This window comes from Halalkalibacter alkaliphilus, assembly GCF_023555415.1.
Classification (GTDB): Bacteria; Bacillota; Bacilli; order Bacillales; family Bacillaceae_D; genus Halalkalibacter; species Halalkalibacter alkaliphilus.
The window spans coordinates 58178-76119 of record NZ_JAKRYL010000015.1; the positions used below are offsets into that span (position 1 = coordinate 58178).

At 34.1% G+C, this 17942-nt stretch carries 18 protein-coding genes; 13 read left to right on the forward strand and 5 right to left on the reverse strand.

Annotation, left to right across the window (positions count from 1 at the left end; genetic code table 11):
- Positions 1-5: 5 nt before the first annotated feature.
- Positions 6-902: a F510_1955 family glycosylhydrolase gene (locus MF646_RS14830; protein ID WP_250097295.1), complete on the forward strand. Its 897-nt coding sequence runs from the start codon at positions 6-8 to the stop codon at positions 900-902.
- Positions 903-1009: 107 nt separating this feature from the next.
- Complete coding sequence (locus MF646_RS14835) at positions 1010-1387, forward strand: hypothetical protein (RefSeq protein ID WP_250097296.1); 378 nt, start codon at positions 1010-1012, stop codon at positions 1385-1387.
- Positions 1388-1444: 57 nt separating this feature from the next.
- Here the strand turns inward: MF646_RS14835 and MF646_RS14840 are convergent, their stop codons facing one another.
- A complete protein-coding gene (locus MF646_RS14840; protein ID WP_250097297.1) occupies positions 1445-2149 on the reverse strand; it encodes a lytic transglycosylase domain-containing protein in 705 nt (234 codons plus the stop codon).
- Between the two features lie 382 nt (positions 2150-2531).
- Positions 2532-3068, reverse strand: a complete 537-nt coding sequence (locus MF646_RS14845; protein ID WP_250097298.1) for a DUF2179 domain-containing protein — start codon at positions 3066-3068, stop codon at positions 2532-2534.
- 174 nt (positions 3069-3242) lie between these two features.
- Here MF646_RS14845 and MF646_RS14850 point away from each other — a divergent pair, with 174 nt between their 5' ends.
- Both MF646_RS14850 and MF646_RS14855 read left to right on the forward strand, forming a co-directional pair.
- Positions 3243-3386 carry a YfhD family protein gene (locus MF646_RS14850; RefSeq protein ID WP_250097299.1) on the forward strand — a complete coding sequence of 48 codons (144 nt, stop codon included), beginning with the start codon at positions 3243-3245 and terminating at the stop codon, positions 3384-3386.
- Positions 3387-3874: 488 nt separating this feature from the next.
- Positions 3875-4282, forward strand: coding sequence for a hypothetical protein (locus MF646_RS14855; RefSeq protein ID WP_250097300.1), 408 nt, complete (start codon positions 3875-3877; stop codon positions 4280-4282).
- A 96-nt stretch (positions 4283-4378) separates the two neighbouring features.
- Here the strand turns inward: MF646_RS14855 and MF646_RS14860 are convergent, their stop codons facing one another.
- Entirely contained in the window at positions 4379-4834 is a 456-nt protein-coding gene (locus tag MF646_RS14860; RefSeq protein ID WP_250097301.1) for a GNAT family N-acetyltransferase, read from the reverse strand.
- A gap of 230 nt (positions 4835-5064) precedes the next feature.
- Between MF646_RS14860 and MF646_RS14865 the strand changes: the two genes are divergently transcribed.
- The 3 genes from MF646_RS14865 to MF646_RS14875 all read left to right on the forward strand — a co-directional run bounded on the left by MF646_RS14865 (position 5065) and on the right by MF646_RS14875 (position 6448).
- A complete protein-coding gene (locus tag MF646_RS14865; protein ID WP_250097302.1) occupies positions 5065-5283 on the forward strand; it encodes a YdbC family protein in 219 nt (72 codons plus the stop codon).
- Between the two features lie 329 nt (positions 5284-5612).
- Positions 5613-5888, forward strand: a complete 276-nt coding sequence (locus MF646_RS14870) for a hypothetical protein (RefSeq protein WP_250097303.1) — start codon at positions 5613-5615, stop codon at positions 5886-5888.
- 137 nt (positions 5889-6025) lie between these two features.
- Complete coding sequence (locus tag MF646_RS14875; RefSeq protein ID WP_250097304.1) at positions 6026-6448, forward strand: hypothetical protein; 423 nt, start codon at positions 6026-6028, stop codon at positions 6446-6448.
- Between the two features lie 89 nt (positions 6449-6537).
- On the opposite strand, the gene MF646_RS14880 is transcribed toward MF646_RS14875, so the two are convergent.
- Both MF646_RS14880 and MF646_RS14885 read right to left on the reverse strand, forming a co-directional pair.
- Positions 6538-6735 carry a cold-shock protein gene (locus MF646_RS14880; RefSeq protein WP_250097305.1) on the reverse strand — a complete coding sequence of 66 codons (198 nt, stop codon included), beginning with the start codon at positions 6733-6735 and terminating at the stop codon, positions 6538-6540.
- A 192-nt stretch (positions 6736-6927) separates the two neighbouring features.
- Positions 6928-7104: a hypothetical protein gene (locus tag MF646_RS14885; protein WP_250097306.1), complete on the reverse strand. Its 177-nt coding sequence runs from the start codon at positions 7102-7104 to the stop codon at positions 6928-6930.
- Positions 7105-7409: 305 nt separating this feature from the next.
- On the opposite strand from MF646_RS14885, the gene MF646_RS14890 reads away from it, so the two are divergent.
- The 6 genes from MF646_RS14890 to pglX all read left to right on the forward strand — a co-directional run bounded on the left by MF646_RS14890 (position 7410) and on the right by pglX (position 17933).
- Entirely contained in the window at positions 7410-7778 is a 369-nt protein-coding gene (locus MF646_RS14890; protein WP_250097307.1) for a hypothetical protein, read from the forward strand.
- Positions 7779-8087: 309 nt separating this feature from the next.
- Positions 8088-9863, forward strand: a complete 1776-nt coding sequence (locus MF646_RS14895) for an SLC13 family permease (RefSeq protein ID WP_250097308.1) — start codon at positions 8088-8090, stop codon at positions 9861-9863.
- Between the two features lie 180 nt (positions 9864-10043).
- Positions 10044-11039: a BMP family ABC transporter substrate-binding protein gene (locus MF646_RS14900; protein ID WP_250097309.1), complete on the forward strand. Its 996-nt coding sequence runs from the start codon at positions 10044-10046 to the stop codon at positions 11037-11039.
- 35 nt (positions 11040-11074) lie between these two features.
- Complete coding sequence (locus MF646_RS14905) at positions 11075-12865, forward strand: sensor histidine kinase (protein WP_250097310.1); 1791 nt, start codon at positions 11075-11077, stop codon at positions 12863-12865.
- A gap of 124 nt (positions 12866-12989) precedes the next feature.
- Complete coding sequence (locus tag MF646_RS14910) at positions 12990-14360, forward strand: hypothetical protein (protein WP_250097311.1); 1371 nt, start codon at positions 12990-12992, stop codon at positions 14358-14360.
- 78 nt (positions 14361-14438) lie between these two features.
- Positions 14439-17933, forward strand: coding sequence for a BREX-1 system adenine-specific DNA-methyltransferase PglX (gene pglX, locus MF646_RS14915; protein ID WP_250097312.1), 3495 nt, complete (start codon positions 14439-14441; stop codon positions 17931-17933).
- Positions 17934-17942: the final 9 nt, after the last annotated feature.

Here is a 17942-nt window from a genome sequence, read left to right on the forward strand (position 1 = left end):
TCATTATGGGGAAGATAACGTTAATGGTCATATTAATACTATTTTTGACTGCGTGCGGTCAGTCGGACGAAGTTGGATCATTTATGCATGTACATGGACTAGAGTTTGACAAAGAGGGGAATAGTTTCTATCTAGCTACACACCACGGTTTAATTCATGTTGATGAATCAAGCTGGAAGCAAGTTGGGGAAGAAACAGAACATCATGATTTAATGGGATTCACGATTTTAGAAGATGGCAAAATGATATCAAGTGGACATCCTAGTTACCGATCGGAACTTGAAAATCCTTTAGGAGTCATTGTTAGTCAGGATGAAGGGGAAACTTGGGAGCCGATCGCTCTACATGGGAAAGTGGATTTCCACGTTCTTCATGTAAGTAGGGAAAACGAACAGATTATGTATGGGATTGACTCTTATCATTCTGAATTATATCGTACAGCAGACGGCGGATATGAGTGGCAGCAAGTTAATGTTAGCGGCCTGCCAGTACCTATTGGTGAAGTATATGCCCTTTCGTCTCATCCACAAAAAGCTGAATTACTTTTAGCTGGAACAGGTTTAGGAATATTTGTTTCAGAAGACGGTGGTCAAAATTGGGAGGAGTATAAGACAGAAATATTTTCAACTGCTTTTCAACAAGTAGGGCAATCGGGTGGCCTAATTGCCTACCTATTTGGGGAGAAAGAGGGGCTATATATCAGCGAAGATTTTGGAAATACGTGGAGTTCACTTAACTTACAATTAGATGAAGATGCAGTTACCTATATAAGTGTTCACCCGGTTTTTGAGAGTGAGATTATTGTTGGTACAAGCCAACAAAACATATATAGAACGATTAATCATGGTGAAAGTTGGGAAGTGCTGGCTTCGGAGGGAGAACCAATTAAGGCGCTTCAATGATATATTATCAGTGAGAGCCCACGCGGCCCCCTAAAACAAGTATTTTTTTGTGTTTTACTGCTTAAAATAGGGAACATTATTCATATAAGATTAAAAGTGGTGATGGTATGACAAAGAAAATTATTGATTTGGCGAACTCAGAACTAGAAGATAAGATTAAAAAGGAAGTTCAAGCTTTGCGCTTTACGAAAAATTTTCGATCAGCTTCAGCTGAAGAGTGGTATGTTTTTCTTGAAAGCTATCATGATCCTAAGACTGGAGGAGCGGCAGGAAAAGCAATTATCCATTATGATCTCCAAGGTAACCGTGATATTTATATTAATACAACGATCATCTTTGATGCGCCAGAGCTTTATAACGAAGAGTTGGACCCGCTTGTTTACGCAATCGCAGATGAATTAGTGAACCGCCTTGTTGGTTATGCGAATACACTATTATCAGTTCACGCAGGTCGAAATTCGTATGAAGCTGAATATATAAGATGAGGAAAAAGGAGATTCGAGCCTAACGGCATGGAATCTCCTAGCATAGAATTTTTAATTTTAGTTTGAATAGGCGATTAAATCTCCTATTTCTTCTGCATTTTCTTGAATCTCTATGGCATAAGCACTTTTTGCATGGCCATTTGCATCAATGTAATTTTCAAGGCCACCTACTCCGCGGTGATATGCGGTTAATGCATAATCCCAATCTTCATATTTATTATAAAGATAATTTAAATACTCAACTGATAACTGAATTGAGTAAAGTGGATCAAATAACAAGTCATCGTTATATGGCAATCCTGCCATTTCTGCAATCCAGGGTGCTGTATTTTTCATAAATTGAGCCATCCCATATGCATGTCCAAAGCGAGTTTCTGGACCAACAAGGGTAGGATCAAAGGAGCCACCTGTTTCTGTTCTTAACAATTCATAAACGATAAATGGATCAATATCACGTTGTGCGGCAATTTCTCCTAAGAAAATACCCCATTCTTTTTCAAACTTTCCTCCACTATCTTCCAATAACTGTTCTGCAAGCTTCGTAGATTCAACCCAAGTTTCATAAGAGAGAGTAACATCCGTTGCTTCAGAGTTTGTAGCAAAATATTCTTCCATTTCCTTCATCTCTAGCTTAGTTTTTTGTTCTTCTATTTCATTTTCAGTTTCTGTTATTGTTTGTTGTAATTTTGTATTTTCGAAATAAAGAAATCCGGCTAGGAAGGAAAGTAGTATGACTAGGCTTAAGGTAATTTTGCGCTTCATCATTGTTCCTCCTTAAAAATGTTTGTTAGTAACGACGTATATCGTAACGAAATCCGAACAGATCCTCAACACGGTAAAACATTCAGATATGATGATAAGGCAATGTTTGCTATGATTTCTACTTCTAAATCAATTTTGTCCTTCTTATATATGCTATTTCCTTTCATTTGCTTACAAATACACATAATTTACTGGGATAACTTTCCTAGTAAGGAGAAGGTTTCAAAAAGGAAAGGGAGGTGTCTGGATATATATGGTGGAAGCTGAATAACTTATTACTAAGCTAAACGAGATAAAAACATGAATGACTCTTAAGATAATTATGGAATTGTTCCAACAGAAACGTTAGGGTTATGGAATTGTTCCAACAGAAACGTTAGGGTTAGTGAGAGCTCTGCTTGTACGATTTTGCTTTCATTCCTTTAAGAAGATAACCTCCTTTAAACTTACGTGGTTCATAAGAAATGATAAAGGCATGAGGTTCATACTCCTCAATCATGTTAATAAGCTTTTGTTCCATGCTTCTTTTAGTCAAAATCTGCAATTGGTATCGGATACCATCCTTGCCTATTCCTTCAAAAACGGTTACCCCAAACCCTTCGTTTCGAAGGGTAGAGATTAAGTCTGTGTTTCTTGTCAGCAAATTCACAGTGAGAGTTGTATAACCTAAAGCTAACCTGTTTTCAATGTATCCTCCAATATATATACCAGCTCCAAAACCAAACGCGTAAGTAAGCATCTCTGCAATGCTTTGTTCCCCGCTTAGTACAATAGAAAGACCAAAAATGTGTACTAACGCTTCTAAAAATCCAAAAGCGGATGCGAGTACCGTCATGTTTTTTACGACAAAAATAATCCGAAGTGATAGTACGGGTACTAAGATAATTTGGAGTAATAATATAAGGAAAATGTTATACATTGCTTGTTACCTACTTTCATACAAGACGTATTGTTAGATTTCCCTTTTTGGTAGTCAATATGTATTATAGCCAGAATGTACCACTCATGTGTGAAATATTAGGCGTAAATAATAATAGAAGATAAGAAGGATAACCTTATCTTCTTCTACAATTTTGATTAGGGGGTACTACAATTGAGCAAGAAAAACCCGCAAGGCCAATATGATGATGTAGAGTATTCAGAAGAGCTAGCTGACGCTGAAGACAAAGAAGCAATGGCTAGAATGGAGCAAGCTGATAAGCGTGCACAAAAGAAACAAAGAAAAAGCCAAAAATAAAAAAAGTGGGAGAGGTTAATTGAAATAGCCTCTCCCATTTCTTATAATAATCGAATGTTAATAAAAGGTAATTTATTTAGCAAGAAAGAAGGTAGTGGTGGCTGTATTCATTCCAGCTGAAAAAAATTTTAGTTCTATGGTGTTTGTTTTTCATGTTTTATATTTTATTTTCATAAGTAATAATGAGTAGGATTTTATTCAAAGCAATGTTTTGTTCTTGGTTTTTCAATTTTTAAATCAGGAGGAGGTTAATGAAAGCAGCTTTTTTGTCTTTTTATATCTCGCTTTAAGGGGAGGCCCTTTTTCTTTGACAGACTTGTTGTACAAGTTGAATTAATGTATGTGATAGGAATATTATATTGGAGGACTGTTATTAAAGTTTATTTATATTATTGTCAATTTGATAAATAGAGAAAGAACATTTATGGGAGCATGACTTACTCTTGCAATAGAATAAATAAATTCGACTCAAACTTGGGGGAGAGCCGATGATGCATATTATAAACTTGATAGCATGGTGTATTTTTCTACTCATAACAGGTTTATTATTAAAATTAGCAAATGGTTGGTATCATACTTCTTTTTTTTCTACATCAAAAACTCTCGATGTTTTTGATGTTGCAACTCCAATAACAATATTTATATTATTTGGAGTGCTTCTTGCAAGCAAACATTTAATTAAACAACATCGAATCTATGGGGAGTGGAAACTACAGTATTCTAAATTTATCTTGCTTGGTATCTTGCCAGTAATGTTGCTACTAATTTTAGATATGACGCTAAATCAGGTAAAGGCATATACAGTAGCGACATTTGATTTATATCCAATATCTATCTTAGTTTTAATCATATGTGGTTATTATTCAACTCAAAGTTTGTATAAAGAAAGAGAATAGTAGGTGAAACTTTGATAAGGTCAATATAAAGAGTGTCTCAAAAACAGACATTTTTGAGACATCTCTTTAAGAATTTATGTTTTATACAATTAGAATTTAGCCATGTTTACATAGTTCCCACTTTAGCATATTATCTATTCTGTTAACTTTCTTCATCTGAATTTTTTCTAATACTTTTATAGATGGTTCGTTATCTTGCAGGCACTCAGCAATAATTTTATGGACATGTTCAATGGAGAATGCCCATTTGATGATTTCACGCACTGCTTCTGTAGCGAAACCATTTTGTTGAGCAGCTGGTAATATACCATAGCCGATTTCAATCGAATTTTCTTGATTAGGCTTGCCTTTAAAGCCAATATCCCCAATTACTTTGTTCGTTTCTTTATTAATAACGAACCATACACCCCAGCCCAAAAGGCTAGAATCTTGTTCAAGTTCTAGGAGATGACTTTCAATATGTGGTCCAATTGCATATGAACAAGCTTGTGCGAGTAAAACAGAAGTTTTTGTACAAGGAATCAGCGTAAGTCTTTCGGTTTGTAACTGCATTGTTTTTATTCTCCTTTGATTTATTTTGCTAGCACTATTTAGTTAATCAAAGTCATAGCCCCTTTCCTTGTTATAAAACAATTTTAAAAGAAATGAGAAAAATAGCCAATAGAATTGTGGAATATTTTAGAAGAGAAGGCACAATGAAGTACTTGATGTTCAATTATATTGTAATTGCTTAATAAAAGGGGTACGGTATAGTTGAAATGTTTTTATTGGAGGTTTGAAGAGTGGCGGAGATTAAATTTGAAATTGTAGAAACTGTAGCTGTATTATCAGAAGGATCTAAGGGTTGGAAAAAAGAGTTGAATTTAATTAGTTGGAACGGTCGAGATGCTAAATATGATATAAGAGACTGGGCACCTGACCATTCAAAAATGGGAAAAGGAGTAACTTTGTCAGAAGAAGAAATCGACATCTTAGTGCAAGCATTATCAAAAAGAAAATAATGTGTTCTTTTATTAAGAGAGGTACCTGTTTTTAATGGCTCTATTAAGTAGAAATGGCTAATCACATTGCATAGAGGGCACTGAAAAGGTGAAATTTGACCTTTTCAGTGCCCTCATTTTGAAGTGGCTCTTTTTTATTTTGGATAAAACTATAAATAAACTGATACGAATGTGATGAAACGCACAGATAGTCGAATCAACTACTATTTATAATAAACTCAACCAAATAGATTGGGGTTGCAGGATGTACCTGATAAGAATTCAACTCTTTTCATTCATGTTAATTATTCGGTAAAGACTGCAAAAAAATAAATGAAAGAGTGATTAAATTGGTAGCAAAAGAACTGATCAACATGAAAGAATATTTAAGAGAAGAAGTAAAAAACGATTATTATGTAGTATGGGAACAGGTTGAGGTTTGTTTAGATGAAACAGAATCAACTTCAACTGAAGAATTTCTGAAAGTAATGTATGAACAAAGTGAAAGTAGTTCGCTTGTACTAATGTATTCATTTTTAATTGACAAAACAAGTAGTATTGAAGATTCTTTAGCTAAAGTTAAAAGAGAATGTAAGCATATTTTTAAAGAACGCGTTCTTGTTTAGAGGATGAATTTCAAATATGTAAAGCTCCACGGTTATAGAGGGCACTGAAAAGGGATAAATCAAACCTTTCAGTGCCCTCTTGTTATTGTGTAGGGCTCTATGTACAGATTTATAATATGCCTCAAAGATATGATATGATGAAGACGAACAATAAAACAACAAATATAGTTTTGTTTGGAAAAAGGTATAAAAACATTAACATCAACCTTTATAGCTTTACAATGATAGTATTCATTTATAAAATAAATCACGTTGAAGGGAGAGTGTATGACATCAAACAATACATCGGTAACACTGCGATTTTCTTTATAATATTAGTTGGGATTAGTGCTCTAATTGGATGGTATTTTGGTTTTCAATTTGTCAATGTGGCCTTTATTGTTGGAGCTATTTCATTGTTATTATCAACAAGTGGACTTTCTAGTGAAGCACACTTAGCAATGAAGACACTTGGCAGTCATGTTCCACGTGAAGGAAGTAAATTGCTTACGTTAAATCCATTGTTACTCAGCTCATTGCTATTATTGGTCATAAGTTTTCTATATGCTTTAGTTAGATAGGAAGGCTTAATACAGGTGTTCTACTTCTTTTGCTAATGCGTGCTTCTCAAATTTCTATAAAAAAAGACTCCCAATTGGAGTCTTTTTTATTACTTTTGAACGTTAGCAGCTTGTGGTCCACGAGCACCTTGTTCAATTTCAAATGTAACAGCTTGACCTTCTTCTAAACTTTTGAAACCTTCGCCTTGAATTGCAGAGAAGTGTACGAATACATCGTCGCTACCTTCAACTTCGATAAAACCGAAACCTTTTTCTGCATTAAACCATTTTACTGTACCTTGTGTCATGATATTGCCTCCAACGTGGATTATCCACTTTTATTACTATCCTTGCCCATGCATAACCCATCAAGACAAAACCACTTATTAAGAAAGTCTTAATTCTATCAGTGTATCCGAACAAAAATAATTATTTCCATCATAACAGCCATTTTATGGAATTGCAAGAACAATTCGCAATTTGGTTAAATAAGGGGTTTTTTATGATTTTGAATGTCTCATTTCTTCTTCAAAGAAGAATGTACTTGGGTGTTCTAAACAAGTATAGGAGTATCTTTTCATATTTGGTACATAACTAAACTTGTTAATAGTAAGCGTCTCACCGGTTGCCTTTAAAATTACTTTCTCATTAGCTTGAAACTTATTTTTACTTTTCATGAAAAACCCAACTTTCAATGTAATGTTTTTTTATATGAAGACTCATGGTCGTATGATCAGTACATATAAAAAATTATTATCCCATATTTGAATTACGTAAAATCTACATTTTTATATTATCTCATACTAATTGAAGTTATGTTCATTTTTATACTTTTTTCTCTATTTAATTTGTAAATTTACCTGTTATGTAGTAAAAATTGGTAATATAGGTTACACTTATTAATAAGGGAATTCCCTTTGGTCTTCTGATGTGCAGACTCACCAGCAGAAGGCGTGAGACCAATCACGAAAGGATGACCACTATGACAGATATGGTTTATCAAGCAAAAGCAGGCGATGGATTTAAGAGGACTGGTTTAAAGAGAACAAATTCTTTTTTTAATACTCCTCAAGAAGCGATTGTTGAAGCATTAGCATTAAAAAGGAAAATGGATACGATTTACAACAATGAAATTGAGTGGGATTATAATGGTAAGATTACTGGATCCGTTGAAAAGATGAGTTTTTTAAGAGGATATCTCGGAGGAGACCGGAAAACAAAACCTTTTTACTTACAAATCGTTTCTTTTGATTCAAAAAATAACACAAAATTATCTTCAACAAAGATTAGTAAAAAGATGAACTCAAACGATGAAAAAATCTTTAATAAAGTCATTAAATTATTTAAGTAGATAATTAAAGGAAACTCCACTACTTTGCTAACATATGATACAGCAGGTAGGGGGGTTTTTATTTTTCCTCCAGGAAAAACCGATTTTATTAAAACCAACTTGACAGATGTGAATTAACAGAATAATATAACCATAAGAAATAAATATATTGAACATAAGAAAATTAAATCGTGAAAGCTGATTGGAAATACCGAAGGCTTCTACTTTTATTTTTTTAAAGTAGAAGCCTTTTTTTATATTTAATTCATACTAAACTCATTGGTTTTATTGGTGAGGGGGTAGTTTAAAAGAGAACAGGGGATGGATAAGATGAACTTCGAAATTGTATTTGTGATAGTTGTAGTAATTGGGATGCTTATCTGTCTTATAAAAGAAGTAGCAAGACCAGATTTTATTTTGTTTTGTACATTAGCTATCTTGTTATTATCCGGAATTTTAACACCTGCGGATGCACTAAAAGGGTTTTCTAATGAAGGTATGTTAACCGTTGCTTTGTTATTTATTGTCGCAGGAGCCGTAAAACAAAGTGGGACTCTCAATCAACTTGTTGTGAAAGCTTTAAGCACTGGAAAAAGTCCAAGAATGTCTCTCATAAGAATGATGATACCGATTTCCGGTATGTCAGCTTTTTTAAATAACACACCAATCGTCGTAATGTTTACACCTGTTGTACGTAAATGGTGCAAAGACAGAAATATTTCTCCATCTAAATTTTTGTTACCTTTGTCATATGCAGCAATCTTTGGTGGGACATGGACATTAATTGGCACGTCGACAAACTTAGTCATTCATGGATTTATGTTAGAGAAAGGAATGAGTGGGTTTTCGATGTTTCAACTAGCCATAGTCAGTATCCCAGCAAGTATCGTCGGTATCTTATTCATGGTGACGATTGGTTACAAGATTCTACCTGATCGAAAAACATCTGAAGAAACATTCGATGAGAGTTCAAGAGAGTATCTTTCAGAAGCAATCGTTGAAACGCAGTCACCTTTAATTGGCAAGTCAATTGAAAATGCGGGCTTAAGGAACTTAAAAGGGTTATATCTTATAGAAGTTATTAGTAATGGAGAGCGGACTGCTCCTGTACCTTCCTTTTATAAGATCAAAGAAAATGATCGTTTAATTTTCACGGGACTATTTAGTACGATCGTTGAATTACAGAATATCCGTGGGTTAACTGTAGAAACAGGTACAGATCTTAAATTAGAGGATTTGCAAAATGGAAGTGCCTCTTTAGTTGAAGCGGTTGTGTCTCATCAATCTAGCTTAATCCAAAAAACTGTTAAGGAGAGTAAATTTCGTAGTAAATATGATGCGGGGGTAGTGGCAGTTCATCGAAATGATGAGCGAATTAATAATAAGGTTGGAGATATTAAATTAAAGCCAGGCGATACGTTACTATTGTTAGCTAACAAAGATTTTCTTAATAGATGGTCTAGTTCAAATGATTTCTATTTACTCTCACCGATTGATGAACCAGAAATTATTGATACAAAAAAATCGTATATTGCCATTATTACTTTAGTGTTGATGATTTTACTCGCTTCATTTGAAATATTGCCTATGTTTAAAGCTGCTGTCCTTGCTGTTGTAACCTTGTTCTTGACGAAGACAGTATCGTTTGAGGGAGCAAGAAAGTATATTCAATTTGATGTGTTAATTGTCATTGCTTGCGCGATTGGAATAGGAATTGCACTTGAGACAACAGGAGCCGCAGAGTTAATTGCTAATCAGTTTGTCCAATTGACAAAAGGATTCGGTATACTAGGAGCAGTATTCGTTGTTTATTTACTAACTAGCTTTTTCACAGAAATTATTACAAATAATGCAGCAGCAGTGTTGATGTTTCCTATTTCGCTGCATATTGCAAACCAACTTTCTATTGATCCGATGGCATTTTTTGTAACGATTGCAATCGCTGCTTCAGCAAGCTTTGCAACGCCAATTGGATATCAAACGAATTTAATTGTTTACGGTCCTGGAGGATATCGTTTCTCTGATTATTTGAAAATAGGAATACCGCTTAATCTATTATATTTAATAGTTACGGTCGTTATCGTGAATTTTGTTTGGGTAATGTAACGTAACATGTGAACATTGAGATTATTCACCATAACGATATTATGTAAACTTAATCGATTGTAATTCTTTTGGAAATGACAAACTATGTGGTATTTTGTCAAACAAAATAGAAAAAAGGTAGACCTCTGAACCTTTTTTCAGTAAGATTAATTTTATATATAGAAAAAAGGAGAGTTAGTTATGCAGCAACAATCTAAACAATCTAGGATTCTTTTGCTCATTACTATGATTGTTGCAATACTATTTATTTGTTTATTAATACTGAGAACAAGTTCTTTATTATATGACTCTGAATCTGTAATCAGTAATCAGGATACCGTAAAAGTGGCTATCATTACATCAGACCAAGTTAACGACCAAAGTTGGGGTGGTCTAGCCTATAAAGGTCAATTGAAAATTGAAGAAAAATTTCCAGTAACTGTATCGTTATATAGTGAAATATATTCCGATGAATTGATTGAAGCAACTATAAAAGAAACAATTGCAGAAAATACAGAAGTAATTATTGGCCACGGCCGAGAATTTTCAAATGTATTTACTAAACTCGCACCAATGTATATGGATACGCATTTTGTAACAATTCACGGTACTTCAGAGTATGAAAATCAGTCTGTTTATACTTTTAATCAAGGCAACATCGAACACATTGCTGCATTAGTCGCTTCGTTAAAATCAAAGAGCAAAAAAGTTGGAATAATTGATCCTATTGAAGCGAGAGAAAGCAAAAACGATTTTAAAAAAGGGTTGAGTCACTATAGTCCAGATGCTTTGCTTTATTATCAGCTCGTCGGTAGCCGAGATGATGGGAAACGAGCTGTGGAAATTTTAGAAGAATTTATTGAAGAGGGAGTAGATGTTGTTTACTCAAAAGGTAATGCATTTAACCGAGATGTTATTGAACATGCCAAGAAGTATGATATTTATATTATTGGTTATCTGGATGACCAGTCCTATATTGCTGAAGATTTAGTATTAACTAGTGTCATTAATGATGTGTCGCAAGCCTATGTTTCAATAATGGAGGATTTCTTTTCGCCTGATGGAATTCCGACTGGGACAGTTATGTTAACAGATCAAGATGGTGTGTATAGACTTGCTCCTCTTGGTCCTATGTTTTCAGATCAAGAAAAAAAACTTATTAATTCTGAATTAGAAAAAATACATCAATCCGAATAACATTTTATAATAGATCGTTCGTTGAAGGAGGATTTATGATTCACTTTTTTAAAAAAATAAGTTTTCGTAGTAAAATTTTAACAATCCTTCTTTTAACAACGATTCTCTTAAGTAGTTTCTCTTTTATTCTTATTCAATCGATTGAACAAATAAGTAATGTAAATAATGAAATAAATGAGCAAAACATTCCCGAATTAGTTTGGATTTCATATTGGGAAGATGAATTGCACATTAAGGGAAATATAGTTGAACAATTTCTCTTGAATGATCTCTGTTGCGACTTAGTGGACACATATAATTCAGTAACTGTTACTTCACAGAATCAGTTACTGTCTGAACATACCGCAGCACCACCTGAATCTATTGAGTATCTCAAAACTGAAATTCAACTGCTAGATTTTAAGATGAAGAATTATGTCCAGGGTTTGATTTCATTTGGTGATCATGTTGCGATAAGAAATTATATCGAAAGACAATTTCTCCCGCATCATAGGGAAATTTCTAATAAGTTGCAGCAAGCAAAAGAAAATGTCCTTATCTCTTTAACGGATCATTCAAATAATGTTTCTACCATTATTAATCAATCTTTGTACTTGTTGCTTTTTTTAACAATAGGAACGGTTATTATTTCTTTTGTATCAGCATACCGTTTAAGTGGAAGTTTGACGAAACCTTTAGAGAAAATGGTTCAGAAAGTTGACCGTATTGCTAATGGTGAGTACGGACTTACTATTCAATCTAGCGAACAAGTGGAATTTCAGAAATTAACTGGTTCTATTAATCAAATGTCTACGAAATTAAAAGACTCATTTCACAAAATTATTATGGATAAAATTTTCAGAGAACAAATTCTGAATTCATTACCAGTAGGAATTATAACTGCTGATGAAGAAACGAAGAATGTAACGTATAACTATGCGGCAAATCATCTATTAAAAGAAGATAATCCTGAATACGAGACTCAAAACCGTATGTTTTGGGATATTCTACATTCTAAAAAAATTATTAAGAACGTTAAAGTCCCATATTATTCTCGGGATACTGAACATGCGTTATTAGTTTCTCAGTCTGAGCTTCGGGATCAACATGCTAAGGTAATTGGCCGAATTTTTTACTTTGTTGACATTACAGAAACAGAAGAACTTGAAAAAAGGATGCATCAATCTGAAAAGTTGGCTTTGATTGGTGAGTTAGCCGCTGGAGCTGCGCATGAGATTCGTAATCCGTTAGCGGTCATTGATGGATTTATGTCATTAATGAATCAATCGTTATCTGAAACAGATACTAAGAAATTTCATATGCCACTTTTAATGAAAGAACTTGAGCGTATCAATTCAATTATTGAAGAATTGTTATTGTTAACCAAGCCGAGTGCGCCAGTGTTTAATAAAACGATACTAGAGGATGTTATAAATGAAATTCTGCCACTAATAATGCAATCAGTAGCGAATGGAAAGGTAGATATTCAAGTGAATTTAGAACCTATTCCTTTGCAACTTGATATAAAGCAAATGAAACAAGTGTTCCATAATTTGATAAGAAATAGTATAGAAGCTATTCCGAAAAAGGGAAAACTTTCTATTTACTCTAAGAAGAGTGAAGATCAGTATCAGATTTTTATAGAAGACAATGGTCCAGGTATTCCTGAAGATCTACAAGATGTAGTGTTTGATCCATTTTTAACTTCAAAAGAGAATGGAACGGGACTAGGTCTAACAATTGTGCAAAGAATTATTGATAATCACAAAGGGAAAATTAAGTTGCTTTCATCTTCCGAAAAAGGTACAGTTTTTAGCATCACTCTTCCGTTAAATGGAGATAAATAGAGGTGCAGAAATACACGCATTAAATTTCAAAAACAATTAAAAAGACGGCTCAGCCGTTTTTTTGTTTGCAATTTAGTTGAAGAATTGTAAAACCAGGAGTATAAGGGATAGAGTGGTGATGAGTATGAAACGTTTCATTGAAGAATATATGTTTGTTATTTATACATGTGTGCTCTTTCTCTTCGTGTTAAATACATTCATAGCTAATGCAATATTGGCGTATGTTGTAGGGGTATTGGCGATACCAATGCTATGTGTATCATTTTTTGGTGCGGCTAAGTTATTCCGAATTTTAGGTGTGATTTTTCTTTCGGTTGGCATCGCTTTGTTTATTTATGCTGGGTTGCCAATCTATCAAATCCCATTATTTTTGACGTCTACCATGCCATTATTAGCTTTTTTAGCTATGTTGCCATGGATGAACAGTGTGGTGCGAGCAGGGCGATTTGATCGTCGAATTAATGAAATAATGAAAGTAAATGTTACTAGTTTGGGAAGATTGTATGAGAGAAGTTCTTTTACCACGTATATACTTTGTACGTTTATCAATTTATCAGCGTTATCACTTTCTCAAGAAGTATTGAAGGAAAACATGGCGACTCTAAAGAAAAAAATACAAGACTCTTTTATTAGTAGATCGACCCTTAGAGCATTTGCTGTTGCACTAGCGTGGAGTCCAATGGAAGTCATGGTTGCTATCACAGTTGATGCTACTGGAGTGAGTTACTTAACCTTTTTACCTTGGTTATTTTTATGTTCATTTATCGTCTTTACTATAGATCTGTTATGGGGGAGGAAGAAATTTAATCATATTCCATATGAGCCCATTGGACTGAGTAGGCCTCGCGATTTACAACCGAAAGAAATCGCTGTGAAAATTGCGCAGCTTATTATTGCTCTGTCTATCTTTCTAATGATTGTTGTTAGTATCGGCAATTACTTTCAATTAAACTTTATCCTTTCTGTTACATTAGTTATTTTGCCATTTTCATTTGCTTGGGCTTTCATTATGAGACGAATTCGAAGTTTCGTTACAATTGGTTGGAACTCATGGAAGCTGCGAACAAATAGTATGCAAAACTTTGTTGTTCTCTTTATATCGTTAGCTTTTTTTTCAAGTAGTTTAAATGAAACACCGTTTCTTGGAATCATTCAACAACCATTTATAGTTGCATCGGAAACACCGTTTTTAATTTTGCTGCTAGTCCAAGCAACATACCTTGTGATGAGCATGATAGGAGTGCACCCAATTGCGACAATAGGTGTACTAATGGAAGTGTTGCAGCCATTATATGAGGTTATCAATCCTCTTAGTATTGGAATGGTCTTAATTACAGGTGCATTGGCAACAGCGACGGTTGGGGCATATGGTGTAACGGTTACCATCACTTCTATGAATACAAATCAAAATCCTTATCGAATTACTATTAGAAATTTGCCGTTTGCAATTTTATATGGAGGAGTCGGAACTCTTATTGGTTTTTTCTTACTGTAAGAATGAGCTAGTTTGAGTTCTTTAATAATTAAAAAGGTGAAGGAAAGAAGAGAATATCCCCTTATTTGGGAGGTTTATATGAAGCGATCAGAATTAAAGGCGTTTGCTATACAAACAAGACGCGACCTACTTTATGAGGTGTCTACACGTGCGGAGTTATTTGGTCTAGAAGAAAATAAGTTGTTGCAAATAGAAGAAAAACATGAGCAACTTCTTGTTAATGGTCTGTTGTACTCAACAAAAATGAAGTCTTCTCTTCAATCATTGCAAAGTGAACTGAACTATAAGGGGTTTGATCAGTTGATAGAGGAGGTGGCCTATACGTGGTTTAATCGAATGGTAGCCATCCGATACATGGAAGTAAATGAGTTGATTCCAGACCGGTTACAGGCAATGGACTCCCTATCTGAATCTACACTTAGACAATTCATTAGTGCAATACAGGTCTACATTGATCTGAATGAAGAAGTACTATTCTCTTTCTTCAAAAATGGAGCAATTGATTTACTGAATCGTAAGCTTTTCCTTGCTCAATGCAATCTGTTACATGCAATCTTCCCTGCTTCATTTGATAAAATTGAAGATTATACGGAATTGTTGATGCCGAATATGTTATTAGATCAATATTCTTGTATAAATCAATTTTTACGAAGTGAAAGCTTGACGGAAAGTTTTTCCGAGGTCGAAATCATTGGATGGATGCACCAATTTTATAATAGTGAACCTAAAGATCAAGTATTTGCTAATCTAAAGCAAAATAAAAAAATGGAAACACAAGATATCCCTGTAGCTACACAGCTTTTTACACCTAAATGGATAGTACAATATATGGTTGAGAATACATTAGGTAAATTATGGATTAATGCTAATCCAGTTTCAAATTTAAAGCACTCCATGCCCTATTATATTAAACCAGTTGAGAAGGAAGTTATCGTTCACAACAAACAATTAGATTATGCCCCTGTTAACCTAAAAGAGATCACATTTCTTGACCCATGCGTTGGATCAGGTCATATTCTTGTGTATGCATTTGATTTGTTGTACGAAATGTATGTTGAGGCTGGCTATGAACAAGAGTTGATTCCTCGATTGATTTTAGAAAATAATCTTTATGGAATCGATATTGATAATCGTGCAGCACAGCTTGCAACCTTTAGTTTGATAATGAAAGCTTGTCAAAAATCAAAAACAATATTACAAAATGACATACAAATAAACATTATTTCGATACAAGAGTCGAAGGGCCTTGATGCTATTTCTGTCGCAAATCTATTAGCAAATAATGAAAATGAATCAACTGAACTCATACAGCTATTTACATCATTTGTTAATGCGAAACAACTAGGATCCGTTTTGAGGCCGAATCAAATCAATTTTGATAAGTATATAAACAGAATTAAGGAACCGGAGCTAGAATTAGCAATCGATAATTATGATGTGTGTGAGGAATTAGATCTGGCACTTCAGCTGCTAACACAAGGAAAGATGTTAGCGTCGGCATACGATATTATTGTCACAAATCCACCGTATATTGGAATAAGAGGGTTAAGCAAATCAACAAGTGATTACATTAAAAAAAATTTTCCCTATAGTAAGTATGACATGTCAGCCGTTTTTATGGAACGAGTGCTCCATTTCACAAAAGAGAATGGTATCTTTTCCATGCTTAACCAGCAATCATGGATGTTTTTAACAAGCTATGAAAATTTACGGTTACAGCTTTTGAATGAGAGTACTATTATGTCCATGTTACATTTAGGAGCGCATACATTTGAAGATATTGGTGGGGAAGTTGTTCAAAGTACGGCATTTGTTTCAAAACGTAGTTATATTAATGGGTATAAAAGCATCTATTATCGACTTGTTGATTATAAGAATACAGAACTTAAGAGAGAAGCTTTTCTAGAGGGCAAAGGTAAATATACATGTATACAAGAAAGGTTTTCGATTATCCCAGAAACACCTATCGTATATTGGATATCTAAGAAATTAACAAATGTTTTTTTAAAGGGAACACCATTAAAACAAATTGCTGAACCGAGACAGGGGCTAGCTACAGCTGATAATAATCGGTTTCATCGTTATTGGTATGAAGTTCGATTTTCGGATATCGGCTTTTCACATGACCGTGAGTCTGCACTAGAAAGTGAAAGAAAATGGTTTCCATTAAATAAAGGTGGCCCTATACGGAAGTGGTATGGAAATAACGAGATGGTTGTAAATTGGCAGCATGACGGAAAAGAAATACGAGAGGATAAACTACATAAACTATCGATTGGAAAATGCTTGCCTAGTAATTCAAAACCAAAGAATGTACCATATTATTTTCGAGAAGGAATTACGTGGTCGTTAATAAGCTCAAGTAAATTCGGTGTACGTTGTTATCCAAAGGGAATGATTTTTGATGTTGGTTCTCATGCTATCTTTTGTGAAAAAGAAGACTATTATTACTTTGCAAGCTTTTTAAATTCTATAGTTGCAAGTACTCTTTTACATACATTGAACCCAACAATTAATTATAGTTCGGGTGTTATTGGAAAACTCCCTATTATTCAAAAAGAAAGAAATGAACAAATTGACTGGTTAACGAAAGAGAATATTGAAATAGCGAAGCAAGATTGGGATTATGAAGAAACGTCTTGGGATTATTCTCAACATCCGTTTCTAGTTTATAAAAATGAACGGTTTTTATCCTTAATTTTTATTAAATGGCAAGAAATAAAAGAGAAAATGTATGCTTCATTGAGAGAGAACGAAGAAAGACTGAACAGGATTTTTATAGAACTTTACGATCTAACAGATGAGTTAACACCGGAAGTTAAGGAGAAAGATATAACGATATCGTTAGCTGAAAGAGAACGTGATACTAAATCATTTCTTTCTTATTTTATTGGGTGTTTATTTGGAAGGTACAGTCTTGATGTACAGGGGTTAGCTTTTGCAGGGGGAGAGTGGAATCACTCTTTATACCACTCCTTCCAGCCTAATAAGGATGGCATTCAATTGCTAACAGTTGAAGATTCTTTTGGGGACGATGTTTTTACCCGTTTACGGTACTTTTTAGCGGCATGTTTCGGAAGTGCTTACGTTGAAGCTAATCTATTATGGTTGGCACAATCTCTAAAGATGAAACAGAACGAAACAGCTGAAGAAAGAATAAGGAGGTATTTCTTAGAAGAGTTTTTCAGAGACCATCTAAAAACATATCATAAACGTCCAATATATTGGTTATTTAACTCAGGAAAAGAAAAAGGATTTAGGGCGTTAGTATATATGCACCGGATTCAACGGGATACGATCGTCAACATTGAAAACCGTTATGTACGTCGACTAATCAAAAAGAAAATGGATCAATTGAAGGAGTTACAAGAAATGCTCGCAAATCAAACGTGTTCAAATAAGGATAAAAAGAAGATTCAAAATAAGGTCACAGTGCTTGAAGCACAAGTGATTGAGTTAGCTAATTATCGGGAGAAGTTTGATCAATATCATGAAGTAGCTCTAGAATTGAACTTGGATGAAGGAGTCGAAGCCAATCAAAGACTTTTTTCAAATATATTATCAAATCGTTAGGAGGAAGGT